The organism is Curvibacter delicatus NBRC 14919 (genome assembly GCF_001592265.1).
Taxonomy (GTDB): Bacteria; Pseudomonadota; Gammaproteobacteria; order Burkholderiales; family Burkholderiaceae_C; genus Hylemonella; species Hylemonella delicata.
In genome coordinates this window covers 34,108-52,799 of the sequence record NZ_BCWP01000023.1, presented here as the reverse complement: position 1 = coordinate 52,799, position 18,692 = coordinate 34,108, and the positions used below count along the sequence as shown (strand labels likewise).

General features: G+C 56.0%; 18 protein-coding genes. 5 read left to right on the top strand and 13 right to left on the bottom strand.

The window, feature by feature from the left end; translation table 11 throughout:
* Positions 1-34: 34 nt before the first annotated feature.
* Positions 35-1,309 carry a Tol-Pal system beta propeller repeat protein TolB gene (gene tolB, locus CDE01S_RS11860; protein ID WP_066707559.1) on the bottom strand — a complete coding sequence of 425 codons (1,275 nt, stop codon included), beginning with the start codon at positions 1,307-1,309 and terminating at the stop codon, positions 35-37.
* Positions 1,310-1,316: 7 nt separating this feature from the next.
* A complete protein-coding gene (locus tag CDE01S_RS11855; protein ID WP_245636167.1) occupies positions 1,317-2,147 on the bottom strand; it encodes a glycosyltransferase family 2 protein in 831 nt (276 codons plus the stop codon).
* Between the two features lie 105 nt (positions 2,148-2,252).
* Here CDE01S_RS11855 and CDE01S_RS11850 point away from each other — a divergent pair, with 105 nt between their 5' ends.
* Genes CDE01S_RS11850 through CDE01S_RS11830 form a run of 5 tightly spaced genes read left to right on the top strand, consistent with a single transcriptional unit; the run spans position 2,253 to position 7,750 of the window.
* Entirely contained in the window at positions 2,253-3,041 is a 789-nt protein-coding gene (locus tag CDE01S_RS11850; RefSeq protein WP_066707553.1) for a glycosyltransferase family 2 protein, read from the top strand.
* Positions 3,005-4,774, top strand: a complete 1,770-nt coding sequence (msbA, locus tag CDE01S_RS11845; protein ID WP_245636166.1) for a lipid A export permease/ATP-binding protein MsbA — start codon at positions 3,005-3,007, stop codon at positions 4,772-4,774. Before CDE01S_RS11850 ends, msbA begins: the two co-directional genes overlap by 37 nt.
* Positions 4,771-5,490 carry a polysaccharide deacetylase family protein gene (locus tag CDE01S_RS11840; RefSeq protein ID WP_066707550.1) on the top strand — a complete coding sequence of 240 codons (720 nt, stop codon included), beginning with the start codon at positions 4,771-4,773 and terminating at the stop codon, positions 5,488-5,490. Before msbA ends, CDE01S_RS11840 begins: the two co-directional genes overlap by 4 nt.
* A complete protein-coding gene (locus CDE01S_RS11835; protein ID WP_066707547.1) occupies positions 5,487-6,374 on the top strand; it encodes a DUF6492 family protein in 888 nt (295 codons plus the stop codon). The genes CDE01S_RS11840 and CDE01S_RS11835 overlap by 4 nt, the downstream gene beginning before the upstream one ends.
* A 14-nt stretch (positions 6,375-6,388) precedes the next feature.
* Positions 6,389-7,750, top strand: coding sequence for an O-antigen ligase family protein (locus CDE01S_RS11830; protein ID WP_157077112.1), 1,362 nt, complete (start codon positions 6,389-6,391; stop codon positions 7,748-7,750).
* Here CDE01S_RS11830 and CDE01S_RS18210 read toward each other — a convergent pair.
* From CDE01S_RS18210 to rlmH, 11 genes are read right to left on the bottom strand one after another with little or no spacing between them, the layout of a single operon-like run.
* Positions 7,713-8,759, bottom strand: a complete 1,047-nt coding sequence (locus CDE01S_RS18210; protein ID WP_084382859.1) for a glycosyltransferase family 10 domain-containing protein — start codon at positions 8,757-8,759, stop codon at positions 7,713-7,715. The genes CDE01S_RS11830 and CDE01S_RS18210 overlap by 38 nt on opposite strands.
* A gap of 20 nt (positions 8,760-8,779) precedes the next feature.
* Positions 8,780-9,811 carry a glycosyltransferase family 2 protein gene (locus CDE01S_RS11825; protein ID WP_066707542.1) on the bottom strand — a complete coding sequence of 344 codons (1,032 nt, stop codon included), beginning with the start codon at positions 9,809-9,811 and terminating at the stop codon, positions 8,780-8,782.
* Positions 9,808-10,695, bottom strand: a complete 888-nt coding sequence (locus CDE01S_RS18205) for an alpha-1,2-fucosyltransferase (RefSeq protein WP_084382858.1) — start codon at positions 10,693-10,695, stop codon at positions 9,808-9,810. The genes CDE01S_RS11825 and CDE01S_RS18205 overlap by 4 nt, the downstream gene beginning before the upstream one ends.
* A gap of 43 nt (positions 10,696-10,738) precedes the next feature.
* Positions 10,739-11,413: a DUF268 domain-containing protein gene (locus CDE01S_RS11820; RefSeq protein ID WP_218016517.1), complete on the bottom strand. Its 675-nt coding sequence runs from the start codon at positions 11,411-11,413 to the stop codon at positions 10,739-10,741.
* A 51-nt stretch (positions 11,414-11,464) separates the two neighbouring features.
* The gene (gene fcl / locus CDE01S_RS11815) at positions 11,465-12,430 is read right to left on the bottom strand and encodes a GDP-L-fucose synthase (protein WP_066707536.1); all 966 of its coding nucleotides are present in this window, start codon (positions 12,428-12,430) and stop codon (positions 11,465-11,467) included.
* 5 nt (positions 12,431-12,435) lie between these two features.
* Entirely contained in the window at positions 12,436-13,566 is a 1,131-nt protein-coding gene (gene gmd / locus CDE01S_RS11810) for a GDP-mannose 4,6-dehydratase (protein ID WP_066707533.1), read from the bottom strand.
* Between the two features lie 48 nt (positions 13,567-13,614).
* Positions 13,615-14,946 carry a glycosyltransferase gene (locus tag CDE01S_RS11805; RefSeq protein WP_066707531.1) on the bottom strand — a complete coding sequence of 444 codons (1,332 nt, stop codon included), beginning with the start codon at positions 14,944-14,946 and terminating at the stop codon, positions 13,615-13,617.
* Positions 14,943-16,079, bottom strand: coding sequence for a glycosyltransferase family 4 protein (locus CDE01S_RS11800; protein ID WP_066707529.1), 1,137 nt, complete (start codon positions 16,077-16,079; stop codon positions 14,943-14,945). Before CDE01S_RS11800 ends, CDE01S_RS11805 begins: the two co-directional genes overlap by 4 nt.
* A gap of 3 nt (positions 16,080-16,082) precedes the next feature.
* Entirely contained in the window at positions 16,083-17,558 is a 1,476-nt protein-coding gene (rng, locus tag CDE01S_RS11795; RefSeq protein ID WP_066707527.1) for a ribonuclease G, read from the bottom strand.
* Positions 17,559-17,586: 28 nt separating this feature from the next.
* Positions 17,587-18,189, bottom strand: a complete 603-nt coding sequence (locus CDE01S_RS11790) for a Maf family protein (protein WP_066707525.1) — start codon at positions 18,187-18,189, stop codon at positions 17,587-17,589.
* A 14-nt stretch (positions 18,190-18,203) separates the two neighbouring features.
* On the bottom strand, positions 18,204-18,671 hold the full coding sequence (gene rlmH / locus CDE01S_RS11785; protein ID WP_066707523.1) for a 23S rRNA (pseudouridine(1915)-N(3))-methyltransferase RlmH: 468 nt from the start codon (positions 18,669-18,671) through the stop codon (positions 18,204-18,206).
* Positions 18,672-18,692: the final 21 nt, after the last annotated feature.

Here is an 18,692-nt window from a genome sequence, read left to right as displayed (position 1 = left end):
CTAAAAACTCCTGTAAGTATGTTGGATCAATCGGTTAATTCTGCTTCTGGAACGGGCCCCAGTCCGGCTCCCGAATGTCCCCGCCCTGCCCGGCCAATCGGGCCTTGAGCTTGCCGTCCAGCGTCGTGGTCATCAGTGCTTCCCGGTCGTGCTGTTTGGTCGCATAGACGATCAAGCGGCTGTTGGGAGCAAAGCTGGGGCTTTCATCGGCACTGGTTTCCGTGATGGGAGTCGTGCTGCCGCTGGCAAGTTCCATCACATGCAGCTTGAAGGCGCCGCTCACGCGGGAAATGTAAGCCAGCCAGCGGCCGTCCTGGCTGATGGAGGGCGAAATGTTGTAAGTGCCGGTAAAAGTCACGCGATCAGCTGCACCGCCCGAGGCCGGCATGCGGTAAATCTGCGGGCTGCCCCCCCGGTCACTGACAAAGTAGATGCTTTTGCCATCGGGCGAGTAGACCGGCTCGGTGTCGATGCTGGACGACTGTGACAGACGCCGTGGCTCACCACCTGCAGCAGCATCAAGACCATAGATCTGTGACACGCCATCACGACTCAAGGTCACGGCCAGTGTGCGGCCATCAGGCGACCAGGCGGGCGCACTGTTGGAGCCACGGAAATTGGCCACCAGCCGACGCCGGCCAGTCGCGATGTCATGAACATAGACCACCGGCTTGCGCGACTCGAAGGATACGTAAGCCAGCTGCGCGCCATTCGGTGACCAGGCCGGCGAAATGATCGGCTCAGGGCTGGTCAATGCTGCCTGGGCATTCTCACCATCGGCGTCGGCAACCCACAGGCTGTAGCGTGCCCCGGCCTTGGTCACATAGGCAATGCGGGTCGAGAAGGCGCCCTTGTCGCCTGTCAGCTTCTCGTAGATGAAGTCGGCAATCCGGTGCGCAGCCAGCCGCAGGTCCCCCACGGTCACGGCATAGCTCTGGCCGCCCAGGTCCTGACCACGGACCGCATCCCAGAGGCGGAAACGGACGTCGTAGCGTCCGTCAGCCAAGCGCGTCACACTGCCGGCTGCCAGGGAGTCCGCCCCTTTCTGGCGCCAGGGGGACATGTCGGGCCGAGCATTCTCGTCCAGACCACTGCCCGCGGCATCGATCAGGCGGAATTGACCACTGCGCTCCAGATCGGCCTGCACGATGGCACCCACCTTCTGCGGCGAGGTGTCATCGCCACGGAAAGGCGCAATGGCAATTGGCAATTGGGTCAGACCGATGCCGGACACCTCGACACGGAACTGGGCCAGAGCCGGCAGAGCGATCATGCCGGCCATCAAACACAACAAGGAGCGTTTCAACATTTGTCTATTATCCCAATCTTGTGATCACGGCATCGTCATGGATACGCTGCTGCGAATAACCCAAGGCAGCCCGTACCACATCGGACTTCTCTCTCTCTCGTACGGTTTGGGCATTCTGCGACTCATGGTCACGCGCTGCCTCCTTGTGCCAGAGGTGATACACCTCCGTGGCACAAAAGCCATTCTTGCGCGCAACGCCGCTGTGGTGAAGACGCAGCACGAAGTCGGCATCCTCATGCCCCCAGCCGACAAAGGACTCGTCAAAGCCGTCGACCCGCTCGAAATCCGTACGCCAGACGCCCATGTTGCAACTACGGATGCCCTTCCAGGTGAAGTCGCGCTGCACCCGCCCCGACCAGTCGGGCAAGCGCAACAAGCCGGTCAGCTTGCTGGCGTGCCCTGCCAGGCGCTGCCTGAACCAATAACGCCACCCGCGTCCACTGACCCGCTCACGGCCACTGACCACCTGCTGCGTCAGCTCGGGCGAAAGCAGCACGCGGCTGCCGTTGACGAAAAAACCGGGTTGGGCCAGCCATTTATGCCGAGCGATGAAATCAACCTCAGGCACGCAATCACCGTCAAGGAAAACAATGTATTGGCCACGGGCAGCAGCGACGCCACGGTTGCGAACACGTGACGCGGTAAAGCCGACATCGGGATGCCATACATGCACGACATGCAGATCCTGCGCCACGGCGGCATCAAGAATCGGCTGTCGATGCGCGTCACGAGAGCCATCGTCGGCGACGATCACCTCGAAGCGTCGATCCGTCTGACGTGACAATCCGTCAAGCACCGCGAGCAAGGCGTCGCAGCGGTTGTAGGTCGTGATCACCACGGAAATCAGGTCAGAAGCATCCATTTTGAACTAGACTACGAGGCTGGCAACGCGCTCGCAGCGCCCTGCATCACCCGCACAGGCCGCCGAATACTACCATCCCTGATGAGCAAAATTTCCGTCTACATCATCGCCTACAACGAGGCCGAGAAAGTCACGGCCACCATCGAAAGCGCCCGCTGGGCCGATGAAGTGATCGTGGTCGACTCCTGGAGCACGGACGGCACACCTGAAATCGCCACCCGACTGGGGGCCAAAGTGGTCCAGGTTGAATTCAAGGGCTTTGGCGACCTGCGCAACCAGGCCATTGCCGCCTGCACCCACGAATGGATCTTCAGCATTGACGCCGACGAGCGCTGCACACCCGAAGTAGCGCAAGAGGCGCGCGCCATTGCAGACAATCCAGAATCGCTGGACGTCTATCGCGTTCCCCGTCGTAACTATTTCATGGGTCGGTGGATCAGGCACTCAGGCTGGCATCCGAACTTCCGACAGCCGCAGCTGTTCCGCAAAGGCTGCATGAGCTACGACCTCAAGCCCGTTCACGAGGGCTACGTCCTGCACAGCACAAAACCCATCGGCACCCTGCAAAACGCCATCTGGCAGTTCCCGTTCAAGAACATGGGCGAGGTTCTGCACAAGGCGAACCGCTACTCGACTCTCGGGGCCGAAAAAATCAAGCACAAGAAAATTTCCATGGGCACCGCGCTCGCCCATGGTCTCTGGTCTTTCGTGAAGCATTACATCTTCAAACTGGGTTTTCTTGATGGCTGGGCCGGATTCATGATTGCGCTGGGCAATTTCGAAGGTACCTTTTATCGCTATGTGAAGGCCTTGGAAATTCAAAAAGGCGATGAGTGGAAAGCGCCGGCTTCCCCGGCGACCAGGTCCTGATGCAAACCGGCAACAGCGCGCTTTATTTTCGGCTGCTGTCTTATGTGCGGCCGTACTGGAAGGCATTTGCCTTGGCTGTTGTGGGCATGGCCGGCACCGCCGCAACAGAGCCCGTGTTTCCCGCCATCATGAAGTACCTGCTGGACAACGGGTTCAAAACACAAGATGCCCGCATGATCTGGCTGATTCCGTTGGGCATCGTGATTCTGTTCTTTGTCAGGGGCATTTTGTCGTTCTGCACCAGTTATCTGATGACTTGGATATCAACACGTCTTGTGGCTGATCTACGTCGACAGATGTTCGCAAAAATATTGGTGTTGCCGACACAGACGTTTCACGAGCATTCATCTGGCAAGTTGATCTCACGGCTCCTGTATGACGCTGACAACGTCAATCAGGCCGCTACCAATGTTCTTGTGTCTGCCGTACGCGAAAGTCTGACCGCAGTCGCCTTACTTGCCTACCTGATTTATCTCGACTGGAAACTCACGCTGATCACGCTTGCCATCGCACCACTGATTGCACTCATTGTGAAGGGATTCGGTCAACGGATGCGTGCCGCAAGCCGCAATAGCCTGGAGGCCATGCGCACCATTTCACACACCATTGAAGAATCTGTCGCCGCACACAAGGTGATCAAAGTCTATGGTGGCCAAGCGCAACAGACCGAACGGTTTTACAAGGATACCGAGCGCTTCCGGCGATCCATGATGCGCGAGGCCGTCCCGTCCTCTGCCATCACTCCGATTACCCACATTGCGGCATCACTGGCCATCGCCATCATTACATTTCTGGCCTTGAGTCAAAGCACAGGACAGGCCGGCGCTTCGGCGGGTGGTTTTGTTTCATTCATTACCGCAATGCTGCTGCTGATATCCCCTATCAAGCAACTGACCACCATCAGCCCGCTCATGCAACGTGGGCTGGCCGCTTGCGAAGGCGTATTCGAACTGCTTGACACCCCTGCAGAACAAGATGCGGGGAAAGGTGAATTGCGCCAAGTCCACGGTGAAATCGAATTCAACCATGTCAGTTTCAACTATCCAGGCTCTGAACGGCGGGCGCTGATTGACATCAGCTTTCGCGCTTTAGCTGGACAGACAGTCGCTTTGGTTGGCGCCTCCGGCGGCGGCAAAACAACCATCAGCGCGCTGATACCCCGTTTCTACAGGCCGACAACAGGTCAAATTCGCATTGACGGTATCGACATCAATGACGTGACCCTGACCAGCCTCCGCCACAACATCGCACTCGTAAGTCAAGACATCGTTTTATTTAACGATACAGTGAATGCGAATATCGCTTTCGGCGCACGTGAGATCTGCAGCCGTGAAGACGTCATCGCAGCGGCCAAAGCAGCCAACGCATGGGACTTCATTCAGCAGATGCCTGAGGGATTGGACACCTTGATCGGCGAAGACGGGGCCAAACTCTCTGGGGGACAGCGTCAACGTATCGCCATCGCACGAGCCCTGCTCAAGAATGCCCCCATCTTGATCCTCGACGAGGCCACTTCAGCACTGGATACAGAAAGCGAACGCCAAGTACAAGCCGCCCTGGCCACACTCATGAAAAACCGCACCACGCTGGTGATTGCCCACCGGCTCAGCACCATCGAGCATGCCGACAAAATCTTGGTGCTGGATCATGGCCGTATCGTGGAGAGCGGCACACACGCTGAACTACAAGCCGCAGGCGGCTACTACGCCAACCTCAGCCGGATGCAGACATGAACATCCCCATCCTCATGTACCACCAGATTGACGAGCCACCTGCACGGGGCGCCCCATTGCGGGGGCTGGTGGTATCTCCGCGTTCGTTCTCGCGCCAGATGATGCTGCTCAAGTTGATGGGTTACAAAGGCCTCTCCATGACGGCCCTGGAACCTTACCTGACAGGGGAAAAATCGGGCAAAGTTGTCGGACTGACCTTTGACGATGGCTACCAGAACAACGTACACCATGCACTGCCCGTCCTCAGCCAACATGGGTTCACCGCCACCTGTTATGGCGTCAGCAGCATGATTGGCGGCACCAATAGCTGGGACCGTCACCTTGGCATTGCCGAGAAACCGCTGATGACCGTGGACGACTGGCGCACCTGGCGTGATGCAGGCATGGATATCGGCTCCCATACGCGCACACATGCCGCTCTGACCAAACTGCCACCAGACGAAGCACGTGAGCAGATTGCCTCATCCAAACACGAACTGGAGCAGATCGTGGGCTGTGAGGTTCGCCATTTCTGCTACCCCTATGGCTGGTTCGCACCAGAACATCGCCACATGGTGCAAGAAGCCGGCTACGTCACCGCAACCACCACACAGCGTGGACGCGTGCATGCCGGTGACGATCGCTACACTTTGCGTCGCATCATGGTGGCCCGCGCCACGCACCTTGGCCTGTTTGCCGCCAAGGTGATGACCTGTTACGAAGATCGGCGGGCATGAAGCCTTTTGCGCTTTATTGCAAAAGCTACAGCACCGACCTCCGGCGGCTGATTCGCCTGGCGCAATCCATCCAGCGTTACAACGTGGAGCAACTTCCTTTCTACGTTTCGGTGCCGCAAGCCGAGTTGGCCCTGTTTCGCGAGCACCTCGCCGGGCTGGATGCAGAATTGCTGGCGGACGAGGAGATCATCAAGGCCTCACCGCGCATAGATCCGATTCAAGTACAAAGCATGCTCGGCAGTGTCTCCCAGCAGGTTGTGAAATCCGAATTTTGGCGCCTGGGGCTCTCTACGGCTTACCTGTGTCTGGATTCGGATGCCGTCCTGATTCGGCCGTTCGGCCTGGCCGACTTCATGACCCCAGACGGCACACCCTATACGATGCTCGATGAGGCGCACGACTTGCTAGAAGATGCTATGCGTCATAAGCGAGAACGTGTAGTAACAGCCTTCACAAAAGAAGCCGACCAAGTGCAGCAGCTCTTTGGACGTGCTGGTCGACGCTACAGCTTTGGCCCCTTCCCGTTAGTATGGCATCGCGCTGTTTGGGAAAGCCTGGATAGACTTTTTTTGCAGCCACGAAGCATGAACTTTGCCGACGCAATTGCCTTGGCCCCCATTGAGTCTCGCTGGTACGGCGAAGCCCTGCTTGCCTACCGTGCCGTGCCACTCCTGCCCTGCCAAGCTCTGTTCAAGGTCTATCACTACGCCTGGCAGTTTGATCATGACCGACGCGCCGGAATCACCTCGCAAAAATTAGCGCGATTCTATTGCGGCGCGATATATCAATCAGCTTGGGAACGTGAGATGGATTGGCCAAATGAAGGCGGTCACTTCTTCTCCCGCTTGGGCCGAAAACTGAGACGAGCCGCTGGCCGCATTTGATCATTCGAAATCACATGACAGAGAAAAAATTTTATGCAGCAGTGCTTCTATTTGCAGCTGCTGGTCTGCTTGCAATATGGCCATTGCCTAACACCATAGGTGTTCGTCATCTTTTATTGCTGATCGGCTTCCTCGCATCTTTGATGATACTGACCAAGAATGCTTGGCAGCTGAAACACCTTTTTGCTTGGCCCGTCTACATATTTTTTTCATTCTTCATCTGGCTTGTCTTTCACTTTCTCTTCTTGTCAGGCAACCACGAGGAACAATGGTACGAATTGACAGGCGACTGGCTTCGGAACTTCTTGGCTGCCAGCATAGGCCTCGCCTTAGGTCTCGTACTCTCCGACCCCGCTCATCACTTGCCCTCTCGCGTACAGCGAGTCCAGCAAACCATACTAATTTGGGGCCTCGGCGGAACAATCACCATATTTTGCATCCGATACGCCTATGAAGTCATTCAGACCGGTCAGTGGATTCATGCAAATTTCTTCATGACACCATACTTAGGGAAAACACCTCTTGTTATCTTCGGCAGCTTGTTTCTGCCCGTCATGTTCATCAAAATCCTATCAGCACTTCGAAGAAGTGAACACCCAATTTGGTATCTGTATGGCGTGCTTGGCTTATTAGCCACAGTGCTAACGTATTACTTTGCCAACACCAAAAATGGTTTCGCGATGTTCGTACTGCTTTTTGGCTATTTTTTGTTTCATGTCCTGACCAGCAACACTCATATCAAGACACACCGCACTGGCATTTATATCCTGCTGTTGGCATGCCTGCTCATCTTTGGTTACGTAGTTAAAAAGCATTTGGACAACAATCCTGCTTGGCCCAACCTTCTTGCCGACTATAAGATCAGTTCTCAAATTGAAAAACATTCCAATTGGAAAAATCAAATTTCACCAGTTCCATCGAATGAATACGGCATTCCCGTGAATGGAAGCACTTATGAACGTGTTGCGTGGGGCTACGCTGGACTCAAGCTTCTTCAGGAAAATCCGTGGGGTTACGGACTGATCAACCACTCGTTCGGTGCTCTGGCCATCCAGAAATGGACAGATTTTCGCAAACCAAACGGCAAAAACCGGGGTGCGACCCACAGCGGCTGGCTAGATTTCGCTCTTGGATTTGGCATACCCGGCTTACTATTACTTTGGATACCGCTTTTAGTAAGTTACTGGCGTGCTAGGCAGCGTACCGACTTCTGGAGTGTGTACGCCGTCTGGACAATCCCTGTGATCGCCATTAGCTATTTGACCACTGAGGTCTGTAGCGACCACTTCATTGAACTGCTATTTTTCATGACCGCCATGTTCAGTGGTTTGACGCTCTCTAGCGGCCACGAAGCCAGCGGCGCAAACGTCGACTGAACTTGAAGTCTTTTGCCTCATGATCTGAATACAGGCGGACCAAAGATCCTGCCTTTAAAGCAACATCCTTCCCCCGACCGTGCTCAAATTGAGTATATAGCCGTTCAAGCACCGCAAAGATATTGTGCTCGTACAAGACTCGGCGTTTTGCTTCCTGTCGCTGATTTGCGCTAGATTGGTCCAACTCTCCTTGCAATACGTCCGTAATGATTGCGATAGCTTGGTCCGGTTTGTTCAGGTCAATTCGGACATAACTGCCGGCTGGAAAGTAATCCTCTAGATTTTGGCACCCGCTGTAAATCGGAAAACAGCCACGCAGAAGAGGGTCGGCCAATTTCTCAGTCCAGTAGTCTGGATGCACCGAATTCTCCAAAGCAATATGAAAGCGATAGTCGGCAAGTGCTTCGTCCTTATCGGAGATTTCACGAAATCCCCGGCCATAGACATCAATTTGGTCTCCAAACTCCTCTTGAAGCCTCTGAACAAAAGCCAATCTTTGTCTATGACCTCGCGTCACCGCCTTATTGGAGCAAACAACTGAGCACAGTTTGGATTTTGGCGGATTGCCTTTTTCAAAATCGGCAAAACGCAAAACCGGCACATAAGGACCACCTGCTCCCTCAAATCGAACTCCAACAAACCAATTGATGGCGACTTGGGTGTAAATGGCACCGGGGTGATGTATCTTCCGCTGTGTTGTTATGACATGCCCAAACTGGTCGAGAAATTTGGGCTGGTATTGGTAAAAACTCTCTGGTTCACCCGTGATGAAGATACGCCGTTCACGAGGAATCCGGGTAAACAGACTCTTCTGCGTCCACCCTTCATAAATGACCAGCCAGTCCATTGGCTTGTCTGGCTCGCGCTCAATTTCATACTGCGTACTCCCCCAAATGCAGGTGTCATCAGGGAGCTGTCTTTGCCAGGGCCACGCTGGTCCAGAACTACTTATGAATTGAACAATTCGTTTAACCATGTATTTACGGCAAAAAAACAAGAACCAGTACATGCAACCGTGAAATGAAACGCCTATCGCTTAAGTTTGATCAACGTATCAAAGTACTGACGCGCCAGCTTATGCGGAAGAATGGCCAGCAGTCCGATGTTGACCCTGTAATTGCGATCCAGATCAAGTCCTATCTGTTTCTGTATACGGGTCCAGCACCACCATGACATCAAACCGTGATGAGGCAACTGCTGGTACAACCAAGCCAACATGAAACGAAAGTCTTGGACGGTGTACTGTGAATGGCACTTGGAAAAATCTGCAACTTTACGAGCCGCCTGCGTCAAATCATTCAGACCAATTGTCCCGCTGCTGAGACGCCTTAAAAAGGGCTCATCCTTTAAAAGGCTTGCACAATACAGACCCCGAATGCGACGTGACGCGAGGTCCAGTCTCTCACTTTTGGCCCGACTTGCTTGTTGCTGGTGCAGTCGATAACGCACAAGACTCTCCGGCAAATTCGCCAAGCGAACGCCCGTCGATGCCAACCGGGTCCAGAGATCATAATCTTCGGCAACCTGAAGGTTTGGGTCGAAATGGTGCGCTTTGAGAGCCGTCGCTCGCGCCATGACCGTGGATAAGCCAAAGCAATTGCCTCGCATCAAAGCCTTGCGAATCTGTTCGTCCGTCTCCGGATTTTGAATAGTTTCTCGGTCTTGTGTATCGAAACAGGTAAAACCGCTGCCGCACAGGCCGATATCAGGATGCTGCATGAGAAAGGACAGTTGCAACTCAAGCCGCTGAGGCAAGCTGAGATCATCCGCATCGCAAAAGGCGATATAACTGCCTTTGGCCAGGTCAATACCATGATTGCGGGCTGCACTGACACCGACATTGGTCGTGAGATGAACGACTCGTAGACGCTCATCCTTGCTGTCATTCAGGACATCCTCGAGTCCATCAGACGAGGCATCATCGATCAAGACAATCTCGAAATGCGGGTAACTTTGTGCGTACAAAGACTGAAGCGTCTGACCTAGCCATTTGGCGCCGTTGTGGACTGGAATGACGATTGAAATGAGTGGCTGATCGTCGACACCAACACCGAAATTCATATCTTGATCCAATGGCTCGGTACCACATCAGTCGTATCGGTGGAAGAATCAGCGAACCAGCGGCTGGGAGCATAAACGGATTGTTCAGGACTCTGGCAACGCCAGGCACCCCACCAACTAAATGAGCTGTTAGCAATGACGTGATGTCGGCATAGGGACATCAACTCCATATCGATATAACCCATGTCCACCGGATTGGCATCTACATAGTGGGTTGGAACATCAAGCTTAAAGTTGGCCCGCGCCCAAGAAGGTTCATCTGAAAAGACGAAAACATGAATCTCAGGGATGCGCGCCTTGAGAGCCGCGATAGCGGCTTGATAATAATCCATACCGCACAGTCCATGAAACTGCGCTGCAGCCGCATTATGAACGTAGTCCCCCCGTCGTATGTGGAGTGCCACGCTAGGTGTGCTACGAATCAGATCCAGCAGCTGAATATCCGCTGACAGTGGCGCGATCAGTTGGATATCTTGCAACAAACGTTCACGATTCCAAGCAAAGTATTTCTCTGACTGCCAATAGCCGACCAGATAAGCTGGCCGAGATATCCTGCCAAACCTTGCATCAAACGCGAAGCTGACTGGCCAGAATACAGGAAACGAAAAAACAGAGGGCGCGAGTTGTGACAAATTGGCTTTGAAACGCCCCAGACGGGACGAGCGCCAGTCTGGCAAGCCTTCCAATAACTCCGGAGTGGCAACTGACGCACGAACACGATAAAGGTCAAGCTGAAATGGACGATCACCGTTGTGATCGAGCCCGCGCAAGTCCAGTGCCAGTTCGCAACCCAGCCGATCAGCCAGGGACCGAGCCGCAGCATACTGAAAAAGCTGGTTACCCAGACCACCTTCTATTCTTGCAATAACTTGCTTAGGCCACATGGCGCATCACAATGACTTGATTTTTGACCATTCACGATGGCGATCAGATCTTTTTGAATGTGTAGATTCCACAGCCATATTCAGTTTCAACCGGAACGGCAGAAATTGGAACCTCCCTGTGCAAGTTACCCGCATCATCAACAAAGGAAAAGCTCAACATCTCTAGGGCCGTCTCGTTCTGCCAGTTCAAGATGCTGTCGGGCCTAAAAACTCTATGGGCGTTGAAATGCAGCTGATCAGAATGACTGATAGGAAAACTGATGTACAGCGTCCCCCCAGGCTTGAGCATTTTCAGGAGGTTTTTGAAACCCGTCAGATGCCCCGAGGGGTTGATCGGATCGCCATAACGTCCCAAGCCAAAATGCTCAATCGCATGAAGACACGATAAAGAATCACAGATGGCCGGCTCAATTTCATCGGCATTCATCAGATCCATGCGTTTAAAGCGGATATTGTCATGCCCAGTGTTATGGAGTTCACGGACATCAATCACCTCAATCGGTCTGAATGAAGCAACGTGAGCGACAAAACCGTCTATCCGAGAACCGATGTCAATGTGTCGAGTCGGGTTATTTTTACTGATATAGCTCGCGACCAACAGATCTTGGTGAAAGTAGTGTCCGGTTGCAGAACCTGCCTGCTCTTTGTAGTCAGAGTAAATTGGAAAAAACTTATCGACTTTACCGCCGGCTTTTTTAAATGTCAGGTATTCCTTCAAGAATCTGATTTTGTACTTCAATGACACGGACATTCCTTGCTGTTCATCTGCTTAAGCACGTTGACTTGCCAACATGTCTTCATATGCCTGCTGCAGGCCCTGCTCCAAATCAACCCTGGCACGCCAACCCATGGCAATGAGTCGACCGGAGTCCATCAGCTTACGAGGGGCACCATCCGGCTTGCTGGCATCAAAGGTAATACGCCCTTGATAATTAACCACGCGCGCCACGGTAGCTGCCAGTTCAGCAATCGTCACATCAGAGCCGTACCCCACATTGATGTGGCTGAGTTGCGGTTGCACCTGTGCTGCGTATTCATGTGGTGCCAATTGCATGACAAAAACACTGGCGGCAGCCATATCGTCCACGTAGAGGAATTCCCGGCGCGGCGTACCCGAGCCCCAAATGGCGACTTCAGGTGCGTGAGCCACTTTTGCCTCATGAAAGCGGCGTAGCAGTGCAGGAATGACGTGACTGTTTTCCGGATGGTAGTTATCGCCCGGGCCATACAGATTGGTCGGCATCACGCTGCGGTAATCGCGGCCATACTGGCGGTTATAGCTCTCGCACAGCTTGATGCCGGCGATTTTAGCCACCGCATAAGGTTCATTGGTCGGTTCAAGCTTGCCACTGAGCAGCGCATCCTCGCTCATCGGCTGGGCAGCCAATTTGGGATAAATACAGCTGGAGCCGAGAAACAGCAGCTTTTGCACGCCATGGACATGCGCCGCATGAATCACATTGGCCTGCATCATCAGGTTCTGGTAGATGAATTCGGCCGGATAGGTATTATTGGCGTGGATGCCCCCGACTTTGGCTGCAGCGAGGTAGACCTGATCGGGGGTTTCTTTGGCGAAAAACTCATTCACTGCGCACTGATCCGTCAGATCCAGCTCTGCATGCGCTCGAGTGATGATGCACTTGCCGTCGACACCCTGTGTCAACAGGGTCCGCACAATGGCACTGCCGACCATGCCACGGTGACCCGCCACAAAAATCCTGGCATTGCGTTCCATGACGTTTATTTCTCCCGAGAGACTGGAACCGTATAGCCATGGTGTTTGAGCAACGCGTGCTGACGAGCCTGCTCCAAATCGTATGCCACCATTTCTTGCACCATTTCGTCCAAGGTGATTTGTGGAATCCAGCCCAAGTCCTTCTTCGCCAGACTGGGATCACCCAGCAAGGTTTCCACTTCAGCCGGACGGAAATAATGTGGATCGACACGCACAATCACATCACCGATCTTGAGTGCCGGGGCTTTGTCGCCTTGGATAGCGCTGACAACGGCCTGCTCATTGACGCCCTGTCCCTCAAAACGCAGCACAATGCCAAGTTGAGCAGCCGCCTTTTCGATAAAGCTGCGCACGCTGTATTGGATGCCAGTGGCAATCACATAATCTTTGGGAGATTCCTGCTGCAGCATCATCCACTGCATGCGCACGTAGTCTTTTGCATGCCCCCAATCGCGTAGCGCATCGAGGTTGCCCATATAGAGGCACTTGTCCAGTCCAAGGGCGATGTTCGCCAAGCCTCGTGTGATTTTGCGCGTGACAAAGGTTTCACCACGACGCGGGCTTTCGTGGTTGAAGAGGATGCCATTGCAGGCATACATGCCGTAGGCCTCGCGGTAGTTCACCGTGATCCAGTAGGCATAAAGCTTGGCTACACCATACGGGCTGCGCGGATAGAAAGGCGTCGTCTCCTTCTGCGGAATTTCCTGTACCAGGCCATACAGCTCGGAAGTAGACGCCTGATAGAAACGCGTCTTTTTTTCCAACCCCAGGATGCGAATGGCCTCTAGCAGACGAAGGGTGCCGATTGCATCCACATCTGCGGTGTACTCCGGGCTTTCGAAGCTCACCGCGACATGGCTTTGGGCACCCAGGTTGTAGACCTCGTCAGGCTGGACCTGCTGAACGATACGAACCAGGTTGCTTGTGTCAGAGAGATCGCCGTAATGCAACACAAAGTTGCGATGATCAATGTGCGGATCCTGATACAAATGGTCCACACGGGCGGTGTTGAAAAGGCTGGCACGACGCTTGATGCCATGCACGATATAACCTTTTTCCAGCAGCAGCTCTGCCAGGTACGAGCCATCCTGGCCAGTGATGCCGGTGATGAGTGCAACTTTGGGTTGGGTCGTCATGAATTCTTGCGTTTCGCGAAATAGTAGGATTGTCGGTCAGTTTTGAAGTCAGTTCCGAGTGAGCGTTCCGGCCCACCCAAGCAGTTGGCCTACTGCCGCTTGGGTGGTATAGGGGCTGAGCCGGTGGTTGTCAGGCAAGCCATCAACACGCCAACGATCAAACATTTCCTCCAGCGCATTGGCAAGTTCAAGAATCGCCGCGCCAGCTGCATTGTGATCTTCGCCTGTCCGTATTGCCGGATGCCCCTGCCCACGCAACATGCCGACCATTTGCGGATTCTTGTGCACCACGGCCAGAATCGGGCGCTGCATCCACAAGTACTCGTAGAGCTTGGAGGGGATGTACTCTGCACAAATCGGCTCCTCCCCGTGAAGCAGCAACAGCACATCAACGGCGCGCATACGTCGCAATATCTGCTCGCGCCCACTCAGCCCCGTTTGAGGATCTGCCTCAACCCGGCCGAAATGCCGCACGCATGCACGGACAGAAGAGGATGCAATTTTGTCGCTGGAAACAGGATCGAGCGGTCCACCGTAGACATGCAGTTCCGTCATCGCCACCAGATCTGGCCGTCGCGCCTGCAACAATTCCAATGCATCCACGATCGGACCCAGATGGCGCGTGGCCGAAAGCGATCCAAAATGTCCGATGATGAATTTCGCCCCAGGCTGATAAGGCGGCAACACCTGGAACGGCGGATCAATGCCGGGCAGCATCATCTTGCCACGCTCGCCCAACTGCGGATGGCGCCGACGTGCGCTCGCCAAGGCCTGCTCGGTAAACCAGATGGCAATGTCCGCGTCGGTGCAAATGAGCCGCTCAACCTCGGCCTGCATCTTCTGCTGCGGCGTTGCGGGCTCGGTACCCGGCATCACCAAGGGGTCGTGCACCTCGGCCAGCCAGGGCATGCCGGTGGCACGCTTCAACGCCCGGCCGGCCAAGTGCGCGGCAAAGGCGCCCCCGGTGGAGTAAATCAGGTCAAAAGGCTGGCGACGCGCCAGCGCCCGCCCCTTCAGATAGGCACTGAGCCACCAGGACCAGGAGCTTTCCACCGGCCGCAGCAACTTCTCGACCAATATGCCTGGCAACAGCAGCAACGACGCCAGGACCATCAGGGCACGGTACAGCACGCCGCTGCCAAAACGTCGACGCAGCACATGCCGCAATTCAAAACGCAAACCAGCCGGCCCGGCGGGCCAGAGCTGGTGGTGTTCGACCACGGTATCGTGTGTGCCAGAAACACCACTGAGCACCACCACCTCAATCCCGGCTCGCCGCAGATGAGGCAATTTGTCGGTGATCGTCTGGCTGGCCGCCCGGCCATCCATGTTGAAGGCATGGGCGAGAATCAGCCAGCGTTGCTGGAATGGTGCGGTCATGAAGAGACAGAGGAAGCAACCTGCTGATACAGGCGCTCGTATTGTAGGGCGGCACTCTCCCAGGAATGCGCCAGCGCAAACACCCGTGCCTGCTGCCCCAACTGTTGCGCCAGCAATGTGTTTGTCAACACGGAATTGATGCGATCGGCCAGACCGGTGGCGTCACGTGGATTGCCCAGCAACAAGGCCTGCACGCCATCCTGCAACTGGCGTGAAATACCGCAATGGGCCGGACCACTCACCACCACGGGTAACCCGTGTGCCATGGCTTCAAGCACCACCATGGCAAAGCTGTCTTCCAGTGTGGGGTGGACCAGACCGTCGGCGGCCCGATAGACAGGGTTCAGGTCGTTTCGTGAACCAAGAAAATGCACCTGCCCCAACAGCCCCAGCCGCTCTGCCAGCTGGCGGTAACGCGGAATGGACGCGGGATGACCCGCCACAGCCAGATGCACGTCAGCAGGCAGTTTCGCCAAGGCCTGCAACAAGGTGTCGAGCCCCTTGCGCGCGTAGTCATTGGCCACAAAGAGCAGGAGTGGTGCCTCAAGTGGCAGATCAAGCTGGCGGCGCGCTTCTGCCTTCGTCAAAGCCCCCTGTGGCAGCTGGGTACCAGGCGTCACGACCGACATGCATGGACGGCTGGCCGGATAGGCCGCCTCACATTCGTCCTTGAGGGTGTCGGAGGTCGCCACCACACGACGCGTTGGTTCTGGCCGAAAGCGTGCACCTTCCAGCCAGACATAGGTGATCAAGCGCGGACTCAGCAGCACCTTGATCCAACGCAGCACCAGGCGCAGACCCGCTCGCCCCTGGAACAGGTTGTAGCGCGTCGGCCGCACATGGATGGTCTGGATCTGGCCGTGCCAGGTGTTCTCGTGCGAGTGAACCACATCGAAACCTGTGCGCGTACGCCACCAGGTGGCCATGGCAAACAACAATTGGTTGATCCAGCGCGGCTTGCGACCCAGGCAGAAAATCCGGTGGTAGGTCACGCCTGGCACCGGCTGATCCGACTCCTGCGCAAACACATGGATCTCGTGTCGAGCCGCCAACTGCTGCACCAGCGCCACCGAATAGCTTTCGGCCCCGCCGCCAGATTTGGCAAATACCCGACTGATAACGGCAATCCGCATGACTCAAAGAAGCACGATGTCGTACTGTTCCTGCCCCATGGCCGTTTCGCTCTGCAACGACACAGGTTTGCCGATGAATTCACTCAATCCGGCCAGGTGCTGGCTTTCCTCGTCCAGCAGCAGCTCGATCACCTTGGGCGAGGCAACAACACGGAACTCACGCGGGTTGAACTGGCGCGCCTCCCGCAGGATCTCACGCAGGATGTCATAAGCCACGCTACGTGCCGTCTTAACGATACCTTTGCCCTCACAGGTCGGGCAGGGTTCGCACAGCATGTGTGCCAATGACTCGCGCGTGCGTTTGCGCGTCATCTCCAACAGACCGAGCTGAGAAAAACCGCCGACCATGGTCTTGACGCGATCACGCGCCAGCTGCTTGCGGAACTCGGCCAGCACCGCCTCGCGATGGTCTTCACGTGCCATGTCGATGAAATCGACGATGACAATGCCGCCCAGGTTGCGCAGGCGCAGTTGTCGCGCGATCGCCTGCGCCGCCTCCAGATTGGTCTTGAAGATGGTGTCATCGAAATTGCGCGCGCCGACGAAACCGCCAGTATTGACGTCAATCGTCGTCAGAGCCTCGGTCTGGTCAACGATCAGGTAACCACCGGACTTGAGGTCGACACGGCGGCCCAAGGCCTTGGCAATTTCCTCGTCAATCGAAAACAGGTCGAAGATCGGGCGCTCACCCCTGTAATGCTGAAGTTTCCCTGCGGCGGCCGGCATGAACTCACGGCCGAAAGCACGCAATGCCTCGAACTGTTCCCCTGAATCGACCCGGATCGATTGTGTCGACTCTCCCACCAGATCGCGCAGCACACGTTGCAGCAGGTTCAGGTCGAGGTGCAGCAGCGACTTCGGCGCCAGACGCAGGGACGCCTCCTTGATGCGCGTCCAGGTCTTGCGCAGGTAGGCGATGTCGTCGACCAGTTCGGCGTCTGATGCATCCTCACCATTGGTACGCAGGATGAAACCGCCGCCCTGCTCTCCGACCAGCGTCTGCAGCCGCGTTCGCAGTTCATCGCGCTGTTCCAGAGGAATCTTCTGCGATACCCCCACATGATCGTCTTGCGGCAGAAACACCAGCAGACGCCCGGCAATGCTGATCTGGGTCGACAGGCGAGCCCCTTTGGTGCCAATCGGATCCTTGATCACCTGCACCATCAGCGCCTGTCCCTCGAACACCTGTTTCTCGATCGGGATCTGCGGCTGCGCCGCACGTGAGGCACTGAGCGACTCACCTTCAGCCGGCGGATGCCAGACGTCGGCCACGTGCAGAAAAGCGGCCCGTTCCAGACCGATGTCGATGAAGGCGGATTGCATGCCCGGCAGCACACGCGCCACCTTGCCCAGATAGATATTGCCCACCAGACCACGCTCGTAAGTGCGCTCGACGTGCAACTCCTGCACCGCCCCGTTTTCCACCACGGCGACACGCGTTTCCTGCGGTGACCAGTTGATCAGGATGTCTTCTTGCATGGGCTTGCCTGTTTCGGAACTTGATGTCTCAGAGCTTGAAGCCGAATGTATGCAGCAATTGTGCCGTCTCGTACATGGGCAAGCCCATGATGCCAGAGTAGCTGCCTGAAATATGCGAAATGAAGGCTGCCGCCCGGCCCTGCACCGCATAGGCACCGGCCTTGCCCATGGGCTCGCCCCCGTCAACGTAAGCCTGGATCTGGTGCCGGTTCATGGGAACAAAGGTCACGCGCGACACACACAATGCCTGCTCACGCCGCCGTGCTGTACCCACGGCCACGGCGGTCAGCACACGGTGGGTGCGCCCGGCCAGTTCACCCAGCATGCGGGCGGCATCGCCGGCATTGGCTGGTTTCCCATAAATGGTGCGCCCCAATGCCACCGTGGTGTCTGAACACAGCACCGGTGCCGACGGCAAACCGCGTCGCTTGAGACGCGCCAGAGACGCCTCCAGCTTGAGCTGCGTGACACGCTGCACATAGGCCGTAGGCGCTTCACCCGGCAGCACGGCCTCCAGGCTTTCCGCATCCTCGTGCGCATCCGGTAGCAGCAATTCATGGCGTACTCCCAACTGCTCCAGCAACTGACGCCGGCGTGGACTTTGAGAGGCCAGATAAATGAAATCAGACATGCATCAAACCCTGGTCACTCACGGTGGTAAGGATGGTTGGCATTGATCGACCAGGCGCGATAGAGCTGCTCGACCAGCAGCACGCGCACCATGGCATGCGGCAACGTGAGGTCCGACAAGCGAATGCGCTCGTGCGCCGCCTGGCGAAAGGCAGGATCGAGACCGTCCGGCCCGCCGATGACCAGCGCCACATCATCGCCCTCGAGCTGCCAGGCCTTGAGCTTGGACGCCAGTGCCACGGTGGTCAATGCCGTACCGCGCTCGTCCAGCGCCACGATGCGGGTCCCCTTGGGAATGGCAGCCTCGATGCGGGTTCGCTCCGCCGCATACAGCTGCTCCAGCGTCTTGGAGCCGCGCGGCTCCGTCTTGACGGCCTTGAGCTCCACCCGCAACTCTGGCGGGAAGCGCTTGGCATAGTCGTCCCATGCCGTCTGGGCCCAATCAGGCACCCGCTGGCCAACGGCCACGATCAGCAGCCTCATGCAGGCCTCTACGTCCTCGTG